This is a genomic window from Roseateles sp. (genome assembly GCF_036486225.1).
GTDB lineage: Bacteria > Pseudomonadota > Gammaproteobacteria > Burkholderiales > Burkholderiaceae_C > Roseateles.
On the sequence record NZ_DASVNZ010000367.1, the window covers coordinates 1 to 16,693 of the forward strand.

12 protein-coding genes and 1 pseudogene are annotated in these 16,693 nt (G+C 68.9%); 4 read left to right on the plus strand and 9 right to left on the minus strand.

Annotated elements, in window-relative coordinates; all coding sequences use genetic code 11:
* Both VF536_RS23995 and queC read right to left on the minus strand, forming a co-directional pair.
* A pseudogene (locus VF536_RS23995) lies at positions 1–188 on the minus strand (hypothetical protein); the annotation flags it as partial.
* A 23-nt stretch (positions 189–211) separates the two neighbouring features.
* Positions 212–976, minus strand: coding sequence for a 7-cyano-7-deazaguanine synthase QueC (gene queC / locus VF536_RS24000; RefSeq protein WP_331617437.1), 765 nt, complete (start codon positions 974–976; stop codon positions 212–214).
* A 101-nt stretch (positions 977–1,077) separates the two neighbouring features.
* On the opposite strand from queC, the gene VF536_RS24005 reads away from it, so the two are divergent.
* Positions 1,078–2,712: a DUF4139 domain-containing protein gene (locus tag VF536_RS24005; RefSeq protein ID WP_331617439.1), complete on the plus strand. Its 1,635-nt coding sequence runs from the start codon at positions 1,078–1,080 to the stop codon at positions 2,710–2,712.
* Between the two features lie 21 nt (positions 2,713–2,733).
* On the opposite strand, the gene VF536_RS24010 is transcribed toward VF536_RS24005, so the two are convergent.
* The gene (locus VF536_RS24010; RefSeq protein WP_331617441.1) at positions 2,734–4,008 is read right to left on the minus strand and encodes a glutamate-5-semialdehyde dehydrogenase; all 1,275 of its coding nucleotides are present in this window, start codon (positions 4,006–4,008) and stop codon (positions 2,734–2,736) included.
* 261 nt (positions 4,009–4,269) lie between these two features.
* Here VF536_RS24010 and VF536_RS24015 point away from each other — a divergent pair, with 261 nt between their 5' ends.
* From VF536_RS24015 to VF536_RS24025, 3 genes are read left to right on the plus strand one after another with little or no spacing between them, the layout of a single operon-like run.
* Positions 4,270–4,680 carry a BlaI/MecI/CopY family transcriptional regulator gene (locus VF536_RS24015; RefSeq protein WP_331617442.1) on the plus strand — a complete coding sequence of 137 codons (411 nt, stop codon included), beginning with the start codon at positions 4,270–4,272 and terminating at the stop codon, positions 4,678–4,680.
* Positions 4,673–6,778, plus strand: a complete 2,106-nt coding sequence (locus tag VF536_RS24020; protein WP_331617443.1) for a M56 family metallopeptidase — start codon at positions 4,673–4,675, stop codon at positions 6,776–6,778. The genes VF536_RS24015 and VF536_RS24020 overlap by 8 nt, the downstream gene beginning before the upstream one ends.
* Before the next feature lie 37 nt (positions 6,779–6,815).
* Positions 6,816–7,433, plus strand: a complete 618-nt coding sequence (locus VF536_RS24025; protein ID WP_331617445.1) for a LysE family translocator — start codon at positions 6,816–6,818, stop codon at positions 7,431–7,433.
* 156 nt (positions 7,434–7,589) lie between these two features.
* Here VF536_RS24025 and VF536_RS24030 read toward each other — a convergent pair whose 3' ends face one another.
* The 6 genes from VF536_RS24030 to VF536_RS24055 all read right to left on the minus strand — a co-directional run bounded on the left by VF536_RS24030 (position 7,590) and on the right by VF536_RS24055 (position 16,465).
* On the minus strand, positions 7,590–10,478 hold the full coding sequence (locus tag VF536_RS24030) for a pitrilysin family protein (protein ID WP_331617446.1): 2,889 nt from the start codon (positions 10,476–10,478) through the stop codon (positions 7,590–7,592).
* A 169-nt stretch (positions 10,479–10,647) separates the two neighbouring features.
* Entirely contained in the window at positions 10,648–11,496 is an 849-nt protein-coding gene (locus VF536_RS24035) for a GNAT family N-acetyltransferase (protein WP_331617447.1), read from the minus strand.
* Positions 11,497–11,527: 31 nt separating this feature from the next.
* On the minus strand, positions 11,528–12,226 hold the full coding sequence (locus VF536_RS24040; RefSeq protein ID WP_331617448.1) for an MAE_28990/MAE_18760 family HEPN-like nuclease: 699 nt from the start codon (positions 12,224–12,226) through the stop codon (positions 11,528–11,530).
* Between the two features lie 10 nt (positions 12,227–12,236).
* Positions 12,237–13,355 (minus strand): DUF262 domain-containing protein, encoded by a 1,119-nt coding sequence (locus VF536_RS24045; RefSeq protein WP_331617449.1) that lies wholly within the window; start codon positions 13,353–13,355, stop codon positions 12,237–12,239.
* Positions 13,356–13,489: 134 nt separating this feature from the next.
* Complete coding sequence (locus VF536_RS24050; RefSeq protein ID WP_331617450.1) at positions 13,490–14,458, minus strand: AEC family transporter; 969 nt, start codon at positions 14,456–14,458, stop codon at positions 13,490–13,492.
* A 177-nt stretch (positions 14,459–14,635) separates the two neighbouring features.
* Positions 14,636–16,465, minus strand: a complete 1,830-nt coding sequence (locus VF536_RS24055) for an ATP-binding protein (protein ID WP_331617451.1) — start codon at positions 16,463–16,465, stop codon at positions 14,636–14,638.
* Positions 16,466–16,693: the final 228 nt, after the last annotated feature.

The window sequence follows — 16,693 nt, forward strand, 5'->3', positions numbered from 1 at the left end:
AGCCGTTCCAGCAGCAGGTCGCCGTGCGCGAAGCGGCGCGTCAGCGCGTCGTCCAGCTGCGCATAGGCCTTGCCGATCTCATTGCGCAGCAGCATCACGCGGTTGTAGGCGCCGATGCCCCAGAACGCCAGCACCGCGGCCAGGCCCCACAGCCACCAGTTCAGATGGAACCCGGTCACGTCGTTCATGGCGTCGGCGGCGATCGCGGGATTCAGGGCGCCACGGCCGGACCGGCCGCCTTGGCGAGTTGGAACTCGTTCCAGCCCTTGGCGCGCAGCTCGCAGGCCGGGCAGTGGCCGCAGCCCCAGCCCCAGGCGTGCCGGGTCTTGCGCTCGCCGAGGTAGCAGGTGTGGGTGTGCTCGATGATCAGCTCGTTGAAGGCCTCGCCGCCCAGCGACTCCGTCAGCGCCCAGGTCTGCGCCTTGGTCAGGAACATCAGCGGCGTGTCCAGCGTCATCGGCGTGTCCAGCCCCAGGCTCAGCGCGACCTGCAGCGCCTTGAGCGTGTTGTCGCGGCAGTCCGGGTAGCCGGAGAAGTCCGTCTCGCACATGCCGCCGACCAGCACCGACGCGCCGCGGCGGTAGGCCAGCGTCGCGGCGAAGGTCAGGAACAGCAGGTTGCGGCCGGGCACGAAGGTGTTCGGCAGGCCGTTGGCTTGCAGCTCGATCGCGCGTTCCTGCGTCAGCGCGGTGTCGGAGATCTGGCCGAGCAGGCTCAGGTCGAGCAGGTGGTCCTCGCCGAGCTTGGCGGCCCACTGCGGGAACTGCGCGGCGATCTGCGCGCGCACGGTCTGGCGGCAGTCGAGCTCGATGCGGTGGCGCTGGCCGTAGTCGAAGCCCAGCGTCTCCACCTCGGCGAAGCGCTCCAGCGCCCAGGCCAGGCAGGCAGTGGAATCCTGGCCGCCGGAGAACAGCACCAGCGCCTTGCGGCGCGAGGCGTGGACGGCGGGGATCGGAGCAGTGGCGGCGTCGGACATGGAGAAATGGCGGGCGGAGGACCCGCGGTTGTCGGGGAAAGCGGCAGGCCGGAAGTGTGCCAGCACCGTGATAGCGTCGTCCGCCTCAAGGAGGAAAAGCAATGCAACGAGTGTTCATGGTGAGCGCCATCGCCGCCGCCGTCATCCCGGGACTGGCCGCGTTCACGACGCCGGCCGCCGCGGCGACCGGTCCTTCCGCGGGGGCGTCGTCGAACCCGTCCGCGATCGCCCAGGTGCTGCTGTATCCGGGCGGCGCGCAGGTCGATCGCACGCTGCGCGTGGCGGCCGGCGCGACCCAGGCGCGCTTCGCCTGTCTGCCCGCCGGCCTGGAGCGCGATGCGCTGCAGGTCCAGGCGCCGGCCGGGGTCAATCTCGGCGAACTCAAGATCGAACGCGTCGCCCGCGACTCGCTGCCCGAATGCCGCCAGCGCGATCCACGCATCCGCGAGGTCGAGCAGCAACGCACCGCCGTGGAGGCGGAGATCGCCGGTATCGACCTTGCGCTCGGCTACCTGAAGGGCTTGTCGGACCGCGAGGCCCGTCCGGGCGCGGCGCTGGCGGCGAGCCTCGACACGCTGCGCCGCAATGCGCAGGACCTCACCGTGAAGAAGCAGGCGCTGAAGGAGCGCCTGGGCGAACTCGCCAACGACCTGACGGCCGCGAAGGCCGAGGCGCCGACCGCCTCGCCGACGGTGTCGGTCGTGACCTTGCGGCTGTCGACGGCGCAGGGCGCTGAACTCGGCCTGTCCTACCGCGTGCCGGGCGCCGGCTGGCAACCGCAGTACCGCGCGCGGCTGGACACCGCGAGCAGCGCACTGTCCATCGAACGGCTGGCGCAGATTGCGCAGACCAGCGGCGAGGACTGGGTCGACGTGAAGCTGAAACTCTCGACGGTGCCGCCGCGCCAGACCGTGGCGGCCGCGCCGATCGAGCCCTGGACGCTGGCCATGGCGCAGGAGCGGTTCGCGGAGATGGCGGAGCGCGTCTCCCAGTCGCGGGTCATGAGGGCGCCGAAGGTGATGCCGGCACCGGCGCCTGTGGCGGACCTGTCGACCGTCCAGATCACCGGATCGGCCGTTGCGCCGCTGGCGCGCTTCGATCCGAGTGTTTTCGAGGGCGAGTTCGGCGCCGAATACGAGCTGCCGCAGCGCGTCACGCTGCGCGCGGACGGCGCGATGTCGACGGTCACGCTGGGCCGCATCGCGGCCGAACCGCGTCTGCTCGCCCGCGTGCAGCCGAAGTCCGCGGAGGCCGCCTACCTGATCGCCGAGCTGCCGCGTCCGCAGGGTTCATGGCCGGCCGGACCGGTGCAGCTCTTCCGCGACAACGCGATGATCGGCGAGACCACGCTGCAGTTCGGCACCGACACGACCTGGACGCTGCCTTTCGGCACCGATGAGCGTCTGCGCGTGCGCGTCGAGCCGGACAAGCGCGACGGCGCGAACAGCGGTTTCATCGGATCGCGTCGCGAGGTCGCGGTGACGCGGCAGTGGCAGGTCGAGAACCTCCGCGGCCGTCCGGTGACGCTCCAGGTCCTGGAGGCTGCGCCCGTGCCGGAGCACGAGGACATCCGCGTGCAGGCGCAGTTCACGCCGCCGGTGACCAAGGCCGGCTGGCGCGATCAGCCCGGCATCCAGATGTGGGAGCTGCCGCTCGCGCCGAACCAGACGCAGCGCTTCCAGGCGGTCTACAAGATCAGCGTGCCGAAGGACGCCGCGGTTTCGGGCATGCCCTGAAGGCTGAAGGCCCGGGCGGGATCAGTTCCTGATCTCGCCCTGGCCGAGCACCACCCACTTCATCGACGTCAGTCCCTCCAGGCCCACCGGGCCGCGGGCGTGGAACTTGTCGGTGGAGATGCCGATCTCGGCGCCCAGGCCGTACTCGAAACCGTCGGCGAAGCGTGTGCTGGCGTTGACCATCACGCTGGCCGAATCGACCTCGCGCAGGAAGCGCATCGCGCTGACGTGGTTGGTCGTCAGGATCGCGTCGGTGTGGTGCGAGCCATGCCGGTTGACGTGCGCGATGGCCTCGTCGAGCGAGTCCACCACCTTGATGCTGATGATGGGCGCGAGGTACTCGGTGTCCCAGTCCTCGGGCGTCGCGGGTTTGAGGAGGTCGCGCGGCACGGCTTCCAGCAGCGCCAGCGTGCGCTCGCAGCCGCGCATCTCCACGCCCTTGGCGGCGAACACCATGCCGATGCGGGGCAGGAAGTCCGCCGCCTGTTTGGCATGGACCAGCAGCGACTCGGTCGCGTTGCAGGGGCTGTACTTCTGCGTCTTCGCGTTGTCGACGACGGTCACCGCCAGGTCCAGGTCGACCTCGGCGTCGACGTAGCTGTGGCAGTTCCCGTCCAGGTGCTTGATCACCGGCACGCGCGCCTCGCGGCTGATGCGCTCGATCAGGCCCTTGCCGCCGCGCGGGATGATGACGTCGACGTAGGCGGGCATCGCGATCAGCAGGCCCACCGCGGCGCGGTCGATCGTGTTGATCAGCTGCACCGCGTCGCGCGGCAGGCCGGCTTCCTCGAGGCTGTCCGCCACCAGCGCCGCGAGTGCCAGGTTGCTGTGCAGCGCCTCGGAACCGCCGCGCAGGATGCAGGCGTTGCCGCTCTTGATCGCCAGCGAGGCGGCCTCGATGGTCACGTTGGGGCGGCTCTCGTAGATCATGCCGAACACGCCCAGCGGCACGCGCATCTGGCCGACGCTGATGCCGGTCGGGCGGCGCTTCATGCCAGTGATCTCGCCGATGGGGTCGGGCATGGCGGCGATCTGGTCGCAGCCTTCGGCGACGGTGGCCAGTACCTTCGCGGTCAGTCGCAGGCGGTCGACCATCGGGGCGTCCAGGCCGGAGGCCGTCGCGGCGGCGAGGTCGCGTTCGTTCTCGGTCGCAAGCGCCGGGCCGGCCTCGCGCAGGCGGCGGGCCAGGGCCGTCAAGGCGAGGTTCCGGGCGGCGGTCGGAGCGGCGGCCATCAGCGTCGCGGCCGCGCGGGCCGCCTCGCCGACGCCGGTCATGTAGGCGCTGAGGTCGGTCATAAGTCTTCGATTCTGACCGATGCCCTGACACTGCCGCCTCGCCGGGGCCATCGAAAGCCGCAAGGACAGCCTTCGTGGTGTCACCCATGTCCCGGCACAGGTGTTACCCATGTCCTGGCACACCCCTGTCACCCACGTCCTGGCACATCGCCTGGTGGGTGGTTTCGGCGAGGGTTTGTCCCGAGAACCCGGCACTTGCGGCGTTCATATCGGATCTTCTACAGTCGTAGTACGACAGGTGTAGAAATACGGAATCTGATCATGGACGAGTCGATCAACGACGACGGCAAGGGCGACGTGACGCTCAGCGAGCTGCAGCTGGCGCTGATGCGCGTGCTGTGGACGCGCGGACAGGCCAGCACCGCCGAGGTCGCGGAAGCGCTGCGCGACCAGCAGCGCCCGCTCGCGCACACGACGGTGGCGACGCTGCTGACGCGGCTGGAGAAGCGCGGCCTGATCGCCAGCGAGCGCGACGGCCGTGCGCTGGTCTACCGCGCCGCGGTCAGCGAGCCGGAGGTGCAGCGCTCGATGGTGTCGGGGCTGCTGAGCACGCTCTTCGGCGGCCGGCCCGAGGCGCTGCTGAGCCATCTGGTCGAGGAGGGCGGACTCGGCGACGACGACCTCGCCAGGATGCGCGCGCTGCTGAAGAGCAAGGGAGGCCGCCATGATTGAAGCCCTCGCCGGCTGGCTGTTGAACTACCTGCTGCACAGCACGGTGCTGCTCGGTGGGGTCTGGGCGCTGGAACGCGCCGGCTGGCTGAAGCACCCCGCGTGGCGCGAGGCCTTCTGGCGCGCGGCCTTCTTCGGCGCCGTGCTGACGGCGAGCGTGCAGCCGCTCACGCAGGTCACGCGGGTGGCGCTCCCGGACGAATGGATGTCGACGTCCGGCGCCGTCCTTGCCGCACCGGCGAACGACGCCGTGCCCCCGCCGGCCCTGCTCGCCGCTGGGATGTCCGCCGATGTGACGCCCGCCGACGTCGATCACCCACGCGCGATCACTTCGATCCCGGATCGCCCCGTGATCCTCGAGGACGAGGCCCGGGTATCGCGCCGCGCGGTGCTGCAGGGCCTGCTCGCGGCGTTGCTGCTCGCCTGGCCGCTCGTCGCGCTGCTGGGCCTGAGCCTCACCCTGGTCCGCTGGCTTGCGCTGCGCCGCCAGGTGCGCGCGCTGCCACAGAGCCAGGACCACGAGCTCCAGCAGGCCGCCGCGGAACTGGCCCACCAGGCCGGCGTGCCGGTGCCGACGCTGCGTGTCAGTGCGACCTGGGCGAGTCCGCTGGTCGCGCCCGGCGGGCAGATCTGCCTGCCCGACGCGCTGATGCGCCGGCTGGAAGGCCAGCAGCGCGTGGCCGTGCTGGCCCATGAGATCGCGCACCTGCGCCGCCGCGATCTGGCCTGGCGCCTGGCGGCGAGGCTGGTCTCGCAGCTCGGCTGGCTGCAGCCGATGAACCGGCTCGCGATGCGTCGGCTGGATCTGCTGGCGGAACTCGCCTGCGACCGCTGGGCGGCCGTCGAGGCCGGCGCGATGCCGCTGGCCGAAAGCCTCTACGTCTGCGCGCGCGACAGTGCCCCGACGACCCGCGCGTCGCGTCCCATGCCGGTGCTGGCCAGCGCGATGGCCGCCACCCGTTCCCCGCTGATGACGCGCCTGCATGCGCTGCTGGAGGAGTCCCCGATGTCCGAATCCACCCCTGTCCGTCGCCGGCTCGGCCGCCTGGCGCTGGCGTCCGGCCTGTGCGCGCTCGCCCTGGCGGTGCCCATGCTGGTCATCGGCAAGGCACCGACGATCAACTTCGACCTGGGCAGCGTCGGCGGCGCCGTGTCGTCCGTGCTCGGCACCGGCAAGGTCACGCGCATCGTCAGCATCACCGACGACCACGACCGGCGCGCCCGTTTCGACGGCGACATCGTCTTCAATGCGGAGGAAACCGACATCGTGTCGCTGGACCGCAAGCTGGAGATTTCCGAGACCCTGCACGGCGTGACGCGCCGCGCCGAGATCGTCAGCGACGGCAAGGGCGGCACTGTGCGCCGCTACTGGATAGACGACGACGCGCATGCGCTCGACGACACCGGAAAGGAATGGCTGAGCGGGCAGATCGCGCTGCTCGCCGAATCGACGCAGGGCAGCGATGCGCGGACCCGCCGGCTGCAGGCGCGCGGCGGCGTGGCCGCGGTGCTGGCCGACATCGAGAAGCCGTCCGATCCCTTCGTCCGCAAGAGCCGCCTCGACGCGCTGCTGGCGACGGGCCCGCAGGACGATGCGACGCTGTCGCGGCTGATCGCCATCGCCGGCCGGCTGGCCGACGGCTTCCAGCGCCGTTCCGCGCTGCAGGCGATCGTCGAGCACCGGACCCTGTCGCCGGCGCTGCAGCGCGAGGTGCTGGCCGCCGTCCACCAGGTCGACGGCGACTTCGAGCGCCGCCAGGTGCTGGAGGCGCTCACGCCGCAACTGGCGCGTGACGACGCGGTGCTCAGCGCCTGGCAGCAGGCGGTGAAGGAGATCGGCGGCGACTTCGAGAAGCGCTCGGCGATCGTGACGCTGATCGAGCAGCAGGACCGGGTCGACCGCGCGGTGGCCTTGAACGTGCTCGGCGCGATGGACGGACTCGACGGTGACTTCGAGCGCGCGCAGGTGCTGGTCGCGCTGGCCGAGCGGATGCCGGTCGATCCCGAGCTCATCGCCCGCTATCGGCAGACCGCGCGCGGGCTCGGCACGCACGAGCGCGGCCGTGTCGAGCAGGCCCTCGATCATCTGACGCCGTCGTGATCCCGTCGTGATCCCGAGCTGGCGCACAATCGTCGGCATGGCACTGCACACCTGGACCCTCTATTTCCTGGCCGTGATCGGCCTGTCCCTGACGCCCGGCCCGAACAGCCTGCTCGTCCTCGCACACGGCGCGGCGCACGGCAGCCGTCGGACCCTGTGGACGATCGCGGGCGGCGCGACCGGCTTCGCCGCGCTGATCGGCCTGTCGATGCTGGGCATCGGCGCGCTGCTGCAGACCACCGCCAGCGCGCTGCTGGTGCTGAAGGTCGCCGGCGGCGCCTACCTGATCTGGCTGGGCATCCAGCTGTGGCGCTCGCCGTCCATCCAGCTGAAGCCGGCGGAAGGGGCCTCCGCAGCGCAGGGCCGTGGCCGGGTGCTGTTCCGCCAGGGGCTGCTCTCGGCGGTGTCGAATCCCAAGGTCCTGTTGTTCTACGGCGCCTTCCTGCCGCAGTTCATCGACCCGCAGCGCGATCTGCTGGTGCAGTTCGTGTGGCTGGCGGCGACCTTCGTCATCACCGAGGCCGTCGTCGAATTCGTGATCGCGAGCCTGGCCCACCGCGTGCGGCCGTGGCTGGAGCGCTCGGGTCGCGGCTTCAACCGCGTCTGCGGCACCCTGTTCGCGATGATGGGCGCCGCGCTGCCGCTGACGCGCTGATCCACCCGTCGGCGCCATGAAAAACGGACGCCGAGGCGTCCGTTCTGCATTGTCGTCAGGTGCCAGACTCCCTCTCCCTCTCCCTCTCCCGCTTGCGGGAGAGGGCAGGGGTGAGGGCCAGCGGCGGTGGTACCGCTCCGTCGGGCCCTCACGTCTTCACGGCTTCGCAGCCGAAGCCGGCATCGACGGCGCAGTCACGTCGACCGGCGCGCCCTGCGGATCGCGGATCTCCAGCGGCTTGCGACCGAGGGCTTCCAGCTGCGGCAGCACCTTCGCCTTGTCGCCGACGGCCACGACGATCAGCGCGGCCGGATCGACGTAGGTCCTGGTCGCCTTGTAGGCGCTGCTCGCGTTCACCGCGCCGTACTTGCGCGGCAGCGAGGTGATGCTGTCCGCCGGCGCACCGACCGCCCATTCGCTGGCGTAGCTCGAGGCCACGACGCGGTTGGTGTCGAACAGCCCCGGCAGCGCCAGCAGCTGCGCGTTGCGCACGCGGTTCAGCTCGTCGGCGCCCATCGGCTTGGCGCGCATGCCCTCGATCTCCTTGAACATGTCGGTCAGCGCCGGGCCGGTGACGTCGGTACGCACGCTGCCGCGGATGCCGAACAGCCCGCTGTCGCGGTTCATCGTGTAGGCCGAGTAGATGCCGTAGGTGTAGCCCTTGACCTCGCGCAGCTGCGTGTTGATGCGCGACGTGAAGAGTCCGCCCATCGCGGCGTTCATGACCTTGATGTCCTCGGCGTCCGGCGTGCCGGACTTCGGTCCGGGCGCGACCACGCTCAGCGCCGTCTGCGGCGCATTCGGCTTGTCGACCAGGATCACGCTCGCGGCGACCGGCTGCGGCGCGGCGGCGTTGACGGCCGCGGCCGCCGTCTTCGGACGCTCCCATCCGCCGAACAGGCGCTCGGCCAGGGACTTCAGCTCGTCGGCCGAGATGTCGCCGGCGACCACCAGCGCGGCCTGGTCGGGCCGGTAGTGCGTGGACCAGAACTGGCGCAGCGCGGCGGCGTCGGTGGCCTTGATCGAGGCCTCGTCGCCGATGGCGGCCTTGGCCAGCGGGTGGCCTTCGCCGTAGATCACGCGGTTGGCGACGACCGACGCCACGGCCGGCGCCTGCTCGCGCTGCTGCTGCAGCGCGGCCAGGCGCTGGTTCTGCAGACGCGCGATCTCGGCGGCGTCGAAGGCCGGATGCAGCGTCACGTCCGCCATCAGCGCCAGCGTCTGCGCGAAGTTGCGCTTCAGGCTGCTGGCTTCGATGCGGGCCTCGTCGCGGCCTGCGCCGCTGGTGATGGACGCGCCCAGCGCGGCGGCCTCGTCGGCGATCTGCTGCGCGGTACGCGTCTGCGTGCCCTGCTGCAGGATGCTGGCGGTGAAGCTCGACAGGCCCGGACGATCCGCCGGATTCGCGGTCTGGCCGGCGCGCACGACCAGCGTCGCGCTCACCAGCGGCAGGCCGGGGTTCGGGACGTGGATCAGCGTCAGCCCGTTGGCCAGCGTCAGCCGCTTGCCTTCCGGCAGCACCGAGGCCTTGGCCTTGCCACCCTTGGGCTGCGTCTTGCGCCAGGCGACATCGGGGTTCATCGACTCGCGCTCGCCCTTGGCGGCCTTCTCGGGCATCGGCGGGGTCGCGACTTCAGCCGCCAGCTTCTGCTCGCCCGGCGTCGCCAGCACGACGACGCGGGCGTTCTTCTTCAGCTGCTGCGCGACCACGTCGCGGATCTTCTCCGGCGTGATCGACTGATAGCGCGCCAGGTCCTTGCCGATGTAGTTCGGATCGCCGGCCTGCTGGTTGTAGTAGTTGATCTGGTCGGCCAGGGCCTGGACCTTCTCCAGGCGCGCCAGCGTGCCGGTCTCGATGGCAGCGCGGGCGCGGGCCATCTCCTCGGGCGTGGGCGGATTGACGGACAGCTCGGCGACGGCGTCGTCGACGATCTTCTGGATCTCGTCCAGCGACTTGCCGGGACGCGCGATCACCTCGACCGAGAACACCGAGCCCAGCGACAGCGAGTACTGCTGCACCTGCACCGACTGCGCCAGCTGCTTGTCGTAGACCAGCGTCTTGTAGAGGCGGCTGGACTTGCCGCCGCCCAGCACGTGCGAGGCCAGATCCAGCTCGGCGTCGCCGGGCTGGAACACGGCGGGGGTGTGCCAGGCGATGTCCAGGCGCGGGAGCTCGATGCGGTCGGTGACCTCGACGCGCTTCTCCTCGGTCAGCTTCGGCTGCGGCACGTTGACCGGCGGCACCGGATCACCGGCCTTCAACGGGCCGAAGTACTTCTGGACGAGCTGCTTGGCCTGCGCGGGATCGAAGTCGCCGGCCAGCACCAGGGTGGCGTTGTTCGGGCGGTAATAGCTGCGGGCGAAGGCCTTGACGTCGTTCAGCTTGATCGACTGGATGTCGGCGTGCGAGCCGATCACCGTGGCGCGGTACGGGTGGCCTTCGGGGAACAGCGCCTGGTAGAGCGCTTCCTCGACGATGCCGTAGGGGCGGTTCTCGACGGACTGGCGGCGCTCGTTGCGCACGACGTCCTGCTGGTTGGCCAGCGAGACCGAATCGACCTCGTCGATCATGTAGCCCAGCATGTCCGACTTCAGCCACAGGCCCAGTTCGAGCTGGTTGGACGGCAGCGTGAAGAAGTAGTTCGTGCGGTCGAAGTCGGTCGAGCCGTTGGAGTCGGTGCCGCCGGCGGCGTCGATGATCTTGTCGGCCGAGCCGCGCGGGATGTGGCGGGTGCCGGCGAACATCAGGTGTTCGAACAGATGCGCGAAGCCGGTCTGTCCCGGGGCCTCGTTGCGCGGGCCGGCGTGCACCCACAGGTTGAAGGCCACCAGCGGCAGGCGGTGGTCCTCGACCAGGATCACCTCGAAGCCGTTGGCCAGCTTCACCTTCTCCAGCTTCACGTTGAGCGTGCCGCCGACGGTGGTGACGGCGCTGGTGCCGGCTGCGGCCGGCGCGGCCAGGGCCGCGGAGGTGACGGCGGTGCCGCCGAGGGCGGTCAGGACGGCCAGGGTGATGGCGGCGGGTGCCGCGGGCATGAATCGCATGGTGGGACGCTTCCCTTCTATGTTGGTGCGGGGCACGCTAACCAAAGCGGGCGTCCCTCACAAGTGCCGGAACTCCGGAATATCAAACTTGGACGAGTTGGAACCGATCGGCCAGCCGGTGCCACGTCAAGGCCCCGTCAACAGGGCGCGTTGTCGGAGTGGCGACCGGTCAAAGCGGGCGCAGCATCAACTGCTGGTGCAGCGGCTGAGGCACGGCGCCGAGCGCGCGCAGTGTGGCACCGCCGAGGTCCTCGCGCTGCAACTGCGGCACGCGCAGGCGGCGCTCCGGGTACACGGCGGCGAGGGCCTGGATCAGCGCGCGGGCGTCGGCCTCGCGCGGCGCGATGAAGCTGTGGACCATCACGGTCTCGTCGGGGAGGCTGAAGACGATCTGGCTGTCCGCGGTCTGCCAGCCGTGATAGTCGATGCCATGCCGGATCGTGGCGGCGGTCACCTGCAGCGGCAGGTCGGGGATTCGGTGCTCGGCGGCTTCGAGCCAGCCCAGCAGATGCGGCATGTCGATCGCGTGGAGCGAGCCGCCGGTCGAAGGCGCGATCGTGCCGGGCTCGGCCACGTAGCCGAACAGGTCGTGCTGCTTGCGGAAGCCGCGTCCCTCATACAGGCGGCGGGCGCGCTCGTTCTGCGCGAAGACCTCGAGCTCCACGGCCCGCAGCCCGGCCGCGGCGGCGCGGGCGATGACGTCATCGAGCAATGCGGGCGCTGCGCCGGTGCCGCGCGCGGCGGGCAGGGCCCCCATGGTCGCGAGGCGCCAGTGATTCGACACGGGTCGTTGCGCGACGAAGGCGAACGCCAGCGGCTCTCCGGTCGCGTCGAGCGCCACGCGTGACAACGGCAGATCGACGCCCTGCCGCGCCAGGAACATCGGCCACTGCGCGAACGGGATCTGGAACGGGCCGATCAGGTAGTCGGCGAACGCGCCGGTGAACGCGGCGTGGAGGATCTCCGGCGCGACTTCGTCGCCGCGGACGAAGGAGTGGGATTCAAAGCGAGGAGACAAACTCCGATTCATAACGTGGTTCTTCGGTTCGCTAAAGCGCTACCGATGCGCCCGGTGTATTGATTGGTCCGGCCACGAGCGGCGCTCCGGAAGGTACCTTTAAGAAAGTCTTCTGCGCGACCGCGTTCTCTATGTCGGTCTTGAACCAACGGAGCATTTCCAGGATCTCGTCGACGAGCGTGTGGAAGCGCTGAGCATCGATCTGAAGGTACTCTCCATGAGCGATTCCGTTTCGAGTCGCTAGCAGTGTCTCGTCTAGAAGCGGAAAGCGCGTTGAATACTGGCTGCAATCGATGCCTAGCCAGTCGGCAATGTTCTTGAAAACCTCCGAGTTGAGGTTGGAATCTGAGCTGATGGCGGCCTTGGAAAGGCGCACGCCTTGATCTTGCTCGTCTCGTAGGAACGTGACTGCCGCAACAGCTGCGTTGGCTTTGTTGGACGCTCCCATCTGAGAAAGCGTGGTCCTCATGCCCAATGCAACGAAGCAATCCTGCAAATCACGATTCTTATCCGCTCGGTGCGCTAGGTAGGCGATGTAAGCGTTCGCAGCCCCTTTCACGAATCCTTCCCAATGCGCATACAGCATTGCTACCCCTGCGCGCACATGAACATCAACATTCTTGCCCTTCGCGGAAATGACGGACGACCGAAGCTCATGAACCTCTTTCAGGCGCCAAGCCATTTCGCCGTCCAGATGGACTAAAAGTTGGTCCGCTGATCGGATCTTCATGGTGTGCGGATCATCCGGAGAAGTGATCGCGACCGAACGGGAGCAGGTGCGTCAGACGCGTTGTGCCTCGAACGCCCATGCCCGAGTTGTTGACGTAGCGGGGCTCGCTCCAGAGTGAACGAACTCGCTGCGTCAACCAAGCCTCTCGTGCTTCGGGCTCCATATCTTCAATAGCCCTCCGGTTTAGAGCCACGCCGAATGCGATGGCATCGAACCCGGATATCAAGAACTTTCCCGTGTGGCGCTCACCGTCCCAACGCTTGAACACATCGGGTCCTTCCGCAGATCGGAGCGTGTCGAAGACCCAGCGGAAAAGGTCGCGTTCCTCCTCCATCTCTGCCGCAGTCAAATGGGCGAGCTTGCGAGCAGCATCGTCGAGGTACTCGTTCACATCCAAGCCTCGAGCGTAGGGGTGGCGACGATAAGCAATGAAGCGCAACGCCATCTCGACATGTTGCTGCTGCCGCCTCTGAGAGTCGGTGAGCTGCACGGTTTCTCGAAAGCTCTCAATCTCGGTGAGTCGAGCCATCCACGCGAAAAATTCCGGATTGATCATCACGAGGACGCTGTTTCGCACCTCCTGTTCACTGAGCTTGGAGCCTCCCGTGTTGAGTCTTTGGAAGAGTTCGAACTTGGTGTCTTGATCGCTCTCTTTGCGGAGGATCTCCACGCGCATGCGTGCACGCTTGATCTCGAGCTGCAGTGCGACGTTGAAAGCTTCGTCGTCCTCGGTGCCATCTGCACCTTCCCACTTCATTCCCGCTAGCGCTGGCAGGAGGTTCGTTCCTCCGAGAACCAAGCGTTCGTATGGTGCTCCCTCAGGCGTAAGTAGGTCACCAGTCAATTGAAGGACCGTCGAGATTCGTTGTAGCCCGTCGATCAGTTCCCACACTCCGTTCTCACGCTGAAAGACGAAAACCGGAGGCACGGGAATGCCGAGAAGAATGGATTCAATGAACCGGGTCTTCTGTGACTCCTCCCACCGGAACAGGCGCTGGTAGTTCGGATCAATGACCAGTTCTTTGTTCCTGTACAGGCTGGCGATCTCTCCGAGAGACATGTCGTACCCATCGGTGACGACTTGGCGGCGTGCCGTGTTGAGTTGGCTCTGCAGATCTTGGACTGACATGGCCGAGGGCCTCTTTCGATGGGGAAGGAAGCATTCTGCCCTCGTCATGTGGAGGCCGAAAGCATGCTTGTGTCGATGGCGCGCGGGTGCATCGATTCGTGCTAAACGCTGCCGAGAATGACGGGGCTGATTCTCTATAGCCACGCCGGAATCGCGAGCCAGATCGGCGCCGTCGCCGCGAACAGCAGCGTGCCCAGCACGATGGCGCCGGAGGCTTCGGCCTCCAGCGTCCGGTAGCGTTGCGCGAACATCATCGCGTTGGAGCCCGGCGGCAGCGCGGCCATCATGACGATGACGGCGAGCGGCATGCCCGACAGCCCGAAGCCCCAGTGCGCGATGCCCAGCACCAGCGCGGGCAGCACCAGCAGCTTGAGCGCGGCCAGGCCGAGCAGCGTGCGCATCGCGCCGCGCGGCATGCCGTAGTAGGACAGCGACATCCCGATCAGCACCAGGCACAGCGGCACCACCGCGCTGCCCAGCATCTGCAGCACCTCGTCGAGCACGGCGGGCAGCGGGATGCCGGTGGCGTGCCAGGCGAAGCCGCAGAGCACCGGCAGCACCACCGGGTGGATGACGGTGTTGCGCATCGTCGTGAGGATGGTGCGCTTCAGGCTCGCGCCGCCGCTCGTGTGGCGGGCGAGGTCCATCTCGACGAGCACGGTGGCGATGGTCAGCAGCGTCAGCGCATGCAGGCTGACCACGGTGATGTGGACGGCGAGGCCGCTCTCGCCGAACACACCGGCCACCAGCGGCACGCCGACCTGCAGCGTGTTGCCGAAGCTCGCGGTGATGCTGCGCACGGCGGGCGCGGCGGGGTTGTCGGGATGGCGCTTGCGCTCGTAGAGATAGACGGCGACCAGCATCAGCACCACCGGCGCGAAGAACGCGGCCACGGTGAGCCAGGGCAGTTCCGAGATCTCCACACGCGCGGTCGTGCGGAACATCAGCGCGGGGACGAAGAGATAGAACGCGATGTTCGAGAGGATGCGGGCCGGGTCGTTCTCGCCGCCGGCCTTGCCCAGCCAGCGCATGTGCCCGACGAACCAGCCCATGCCCGCGGCGATGAAGATCGCCAGCAGCTTGTAGAACAGGACGGCAGTCATGGCGAAGGAGTATGCCGCCCGGCGCGTCATGCCCGCGCGCCGCCCGCACAGCAGCCTCCGTCCAACGTGAAGTCAACGATCGCCGCTGGGGCCGGAATGGGGCTTGGGGTTCGCGGACGCGAGGCCCCATGCCCCGTGGAGAGCCCGCGCTTGGCGAAGCGAAGTCTGAGCGTCGCTTCAGGACGCCAGCGGCAGTTCGAGCGCGAAGCTGAACCGGCTGCCTTCATCGGGCGAAGTCTCGACCGTGATCTCGCCGCCCATGAGTCGCACGAGCTGCTGGCTGATCGCCAGGCCGAGCCCGGTGCCGCCGGTGCGGCGCGACTGGTCGGCGACCTGCTCGAAGGGCTGGAACAGCCGCTCCATCTGGTCCGGCGCCATGCCGATGCCGGTGTCCGACACGGTGAAGCGCAGCACCAGGCTGCTGGGCCCCTGCGCCACCACGTCGACGGCGAGTCCGATGCGGCCGTGGTCGGTGAACTTCACCGCGTTGGAGAGCAGGTTCAGCAGCACCTGCCGCAGCCGCTGGCCGTCGGCCCGCACGCGCGAGGGCAGCTGCGGGTCCAGCTGCACGGCGAAGGCCAGGCCCTTTTCGGCCGCGCGCGGCCGCATCGATTCGCTGCAGATCTCCAGCAGCGCCCGCAGGTCGAGCGGGCTGAGCTGCAGCGTCAGCTTGCCGGCCTCGATGCTGGCGACGTCCAGCAGATCGGTGATCAGCACCAGCAGGTGCTCGCCCGATTCGCGCATCAGTCGGATGCGGTGCTGCTGGGCCGCGTTGAGGGCGCTGTCCATCTGCAGCAGCTGCGCGAAGCCCAGGATCGCGTTCAGCGGCGTGCGGAACTCGTGGCTCATCGTGGCCAGGAAGCGGCTCTTGGCCTGGTTCGCGGCTTCCGCCCGCTGCTTGGCCTGGGACAGCTCGACGGTGCGCTCGGTCACGAGCTCCTCGAGGTGGTCGCGATGCTGCGTCAGTTCCTGCTCCGCCAGCCGGCGCAGCGTGATGTCGCTGACCAGGCCCTCGATGCGCGGCGCGCCGTCGAGCACCAGGTGCAGGCTCAATTCGACCCACAGATCGCGACCGTCGCGCGTCGTCACCAGCAGCGGCACCTGCTGCAGCAGGCGATGCCGCTCCAGCGCGCGCGCCAGGCGGCGGTACTCGTCGCGCTCGATGCGCACCATGCGCCGCAGGGTCACGCCTTGCGCGTCCTCCGGATGGCCCAGGCCCAGCATCTGCGCCAGCGCCTTGTTCACGCGCAGCAGCCGGCCGTGGCCGTCGGCCTGGAAGATGCCCTCGGCCGCGTTCTCGAACAGGCTGCGGTAGCGCTGCTCGCTGCTGCGCAGACCTTCGGCGAAGTCGCGCAGCTTGCCGCTCATCGCGTTGAGCTGCTCGGTCAGGTCGCCGATCTCGTCGGCATGTTCGGGCTCGATGTGGGCGCCGAGTTCACCGCTGGCGACGCGCTGCGCGAGGCCGCGCAGGCGCGAGACCGGACGCTCCACCAGGCGCCGCACCAGCACGTAGCTGGTCAGCGCGATCGCCAGCAGCACCGTCGCCAGCAGGCTGGCCACCAGCCGGCGCGTCTCGCCCAGCGTCTGGTCGATGTAGCTGCGGGTGTAGACCAGCGTCGCCCGGCCCAGCGCGCCCGCCGGGCCTTGCGCCCCGGCGCGGTGGCTGAGTTCGAATTCCAGCGTCAGGGGCCGCACCGCCGGCGTCTGGCGCGAGCGTTGCAGCGTTTCCAGTCCCGGGGCGGCCAGGGAGATCGACTGGACCTCCGGATCCGCCATCACGGCGTCCAGCAGCTCCGACAGCGCGGCGCTGTCCAGGTTCCAGACCGGCTCCGCGAAGCCCCGCGCCACCAGCTGCGCCATGCGCTGCTGGCGCTCGGTCAGCGCCTCGTTGAGTTCGTGCTCGTGGCGATCGACCCAGTACAGGCCGATCAAGCCCACCAGCACCGTCGCGCTGAGGCTCAGCGCGGCGACCAGCCGCGTCTGGATGCTCAGCGTCGATCGACCCATGACCGCATGCCCTCTCCTGAATCGCAAGATTGTTTGCGGTCGAGTGTCGCGCAAATGCGAGGCGCGTCCGGGCATTGAGGCACGAACCGACCCCCCAGGATTTCACGGGTTGCGATTTGAGGGAGCGCGAAAGCCTGCCCGGGGCGCCGCAGGCGGCCTGCGATCGAAGCCGGGCGCGACCGGTGCCCCGCTCCGCTCAATCGCCTCCTCACGCTCGGCATTCGCTCC

Bases quoted from the DNA above. Each gene is read 5' to 3' on its own strand.
- queC (WP_331617437.1), bottom strand. From the start codon at position 976: ATGTCCGACGCCGCCACTGCTCCGATCCCCGCCGTCCACGCCTCGCGC.
- VF536_RS24005 (WP_331617439.1), top strand. From the start codon at position 1,078: ATGCAACGAGTGTTCATGGTGAGCGCCATCGCCGCCGCCGTCATCCCG.
- VF536_RS24010 (WP_331617441.1), bottom strand. From the start codon at position 4,008: ATGACCGACCTCAGCGCCTACATGACCGGCGTCGGCGAGGCGGCCCGC.
- VF536_RS24015 (WP_331617442.1), top strand. From the start codon at position 4,270: ATGGACGAGTCGATCAACGACGACGGCAAGGGCGACGTGACGCTCAGC.
- VF536_RS24020 (WP_331617443.1), top strand. From the start codon at position 4,673: ATGATTGAAGCCCTCGCCGGCTGGCTGTTGAACTACCTGCTGCACAGC.
- VF536_RS24025 (WP_331617445.1), top strand. From the start codon at position 6,816: ATGGCACTGCACACCTGGACCCTCTATTTCCTGGCCGTGATCGGCCTG.
- VF536_RS24030 (WP_331617446.1), bottom strand. From the start codon at position 10,478: ATGCGATTCATGCCCGCGGCACCCGCCGCCATCACCCTGGCCGTCCTG.
- VF536_RS24040 (WP_331617448.1), bottom strand. From the start codon at position 12,226: ATGAAGATCCGATCAGCGGACCAACTTTTAGTCCATCTGGACGGCGAA.
- VF536_RS24045 (WP_331617449.1), bottom strand. From the start codon at position 13,355: ATGTCAGTCCAAGATCTGCAGAGCCAACTCAACACGGCACGCCGCCAA.
- VF536_RS24050 (WP_331617450.1), bottom strand. From the start codon at position 14,458: ATGACTGCCGTCCTGTTCTACAAGCTGCTGGCGATCTTCATCGCCGCG.
- VF536_RS24055 (WP_331617451.1), bottom strand. From the start codon at position 16,465: ATGGGTCGATCGACGCTGAGCATCCAGACGCGGCTGGTCGCCGCGCTG.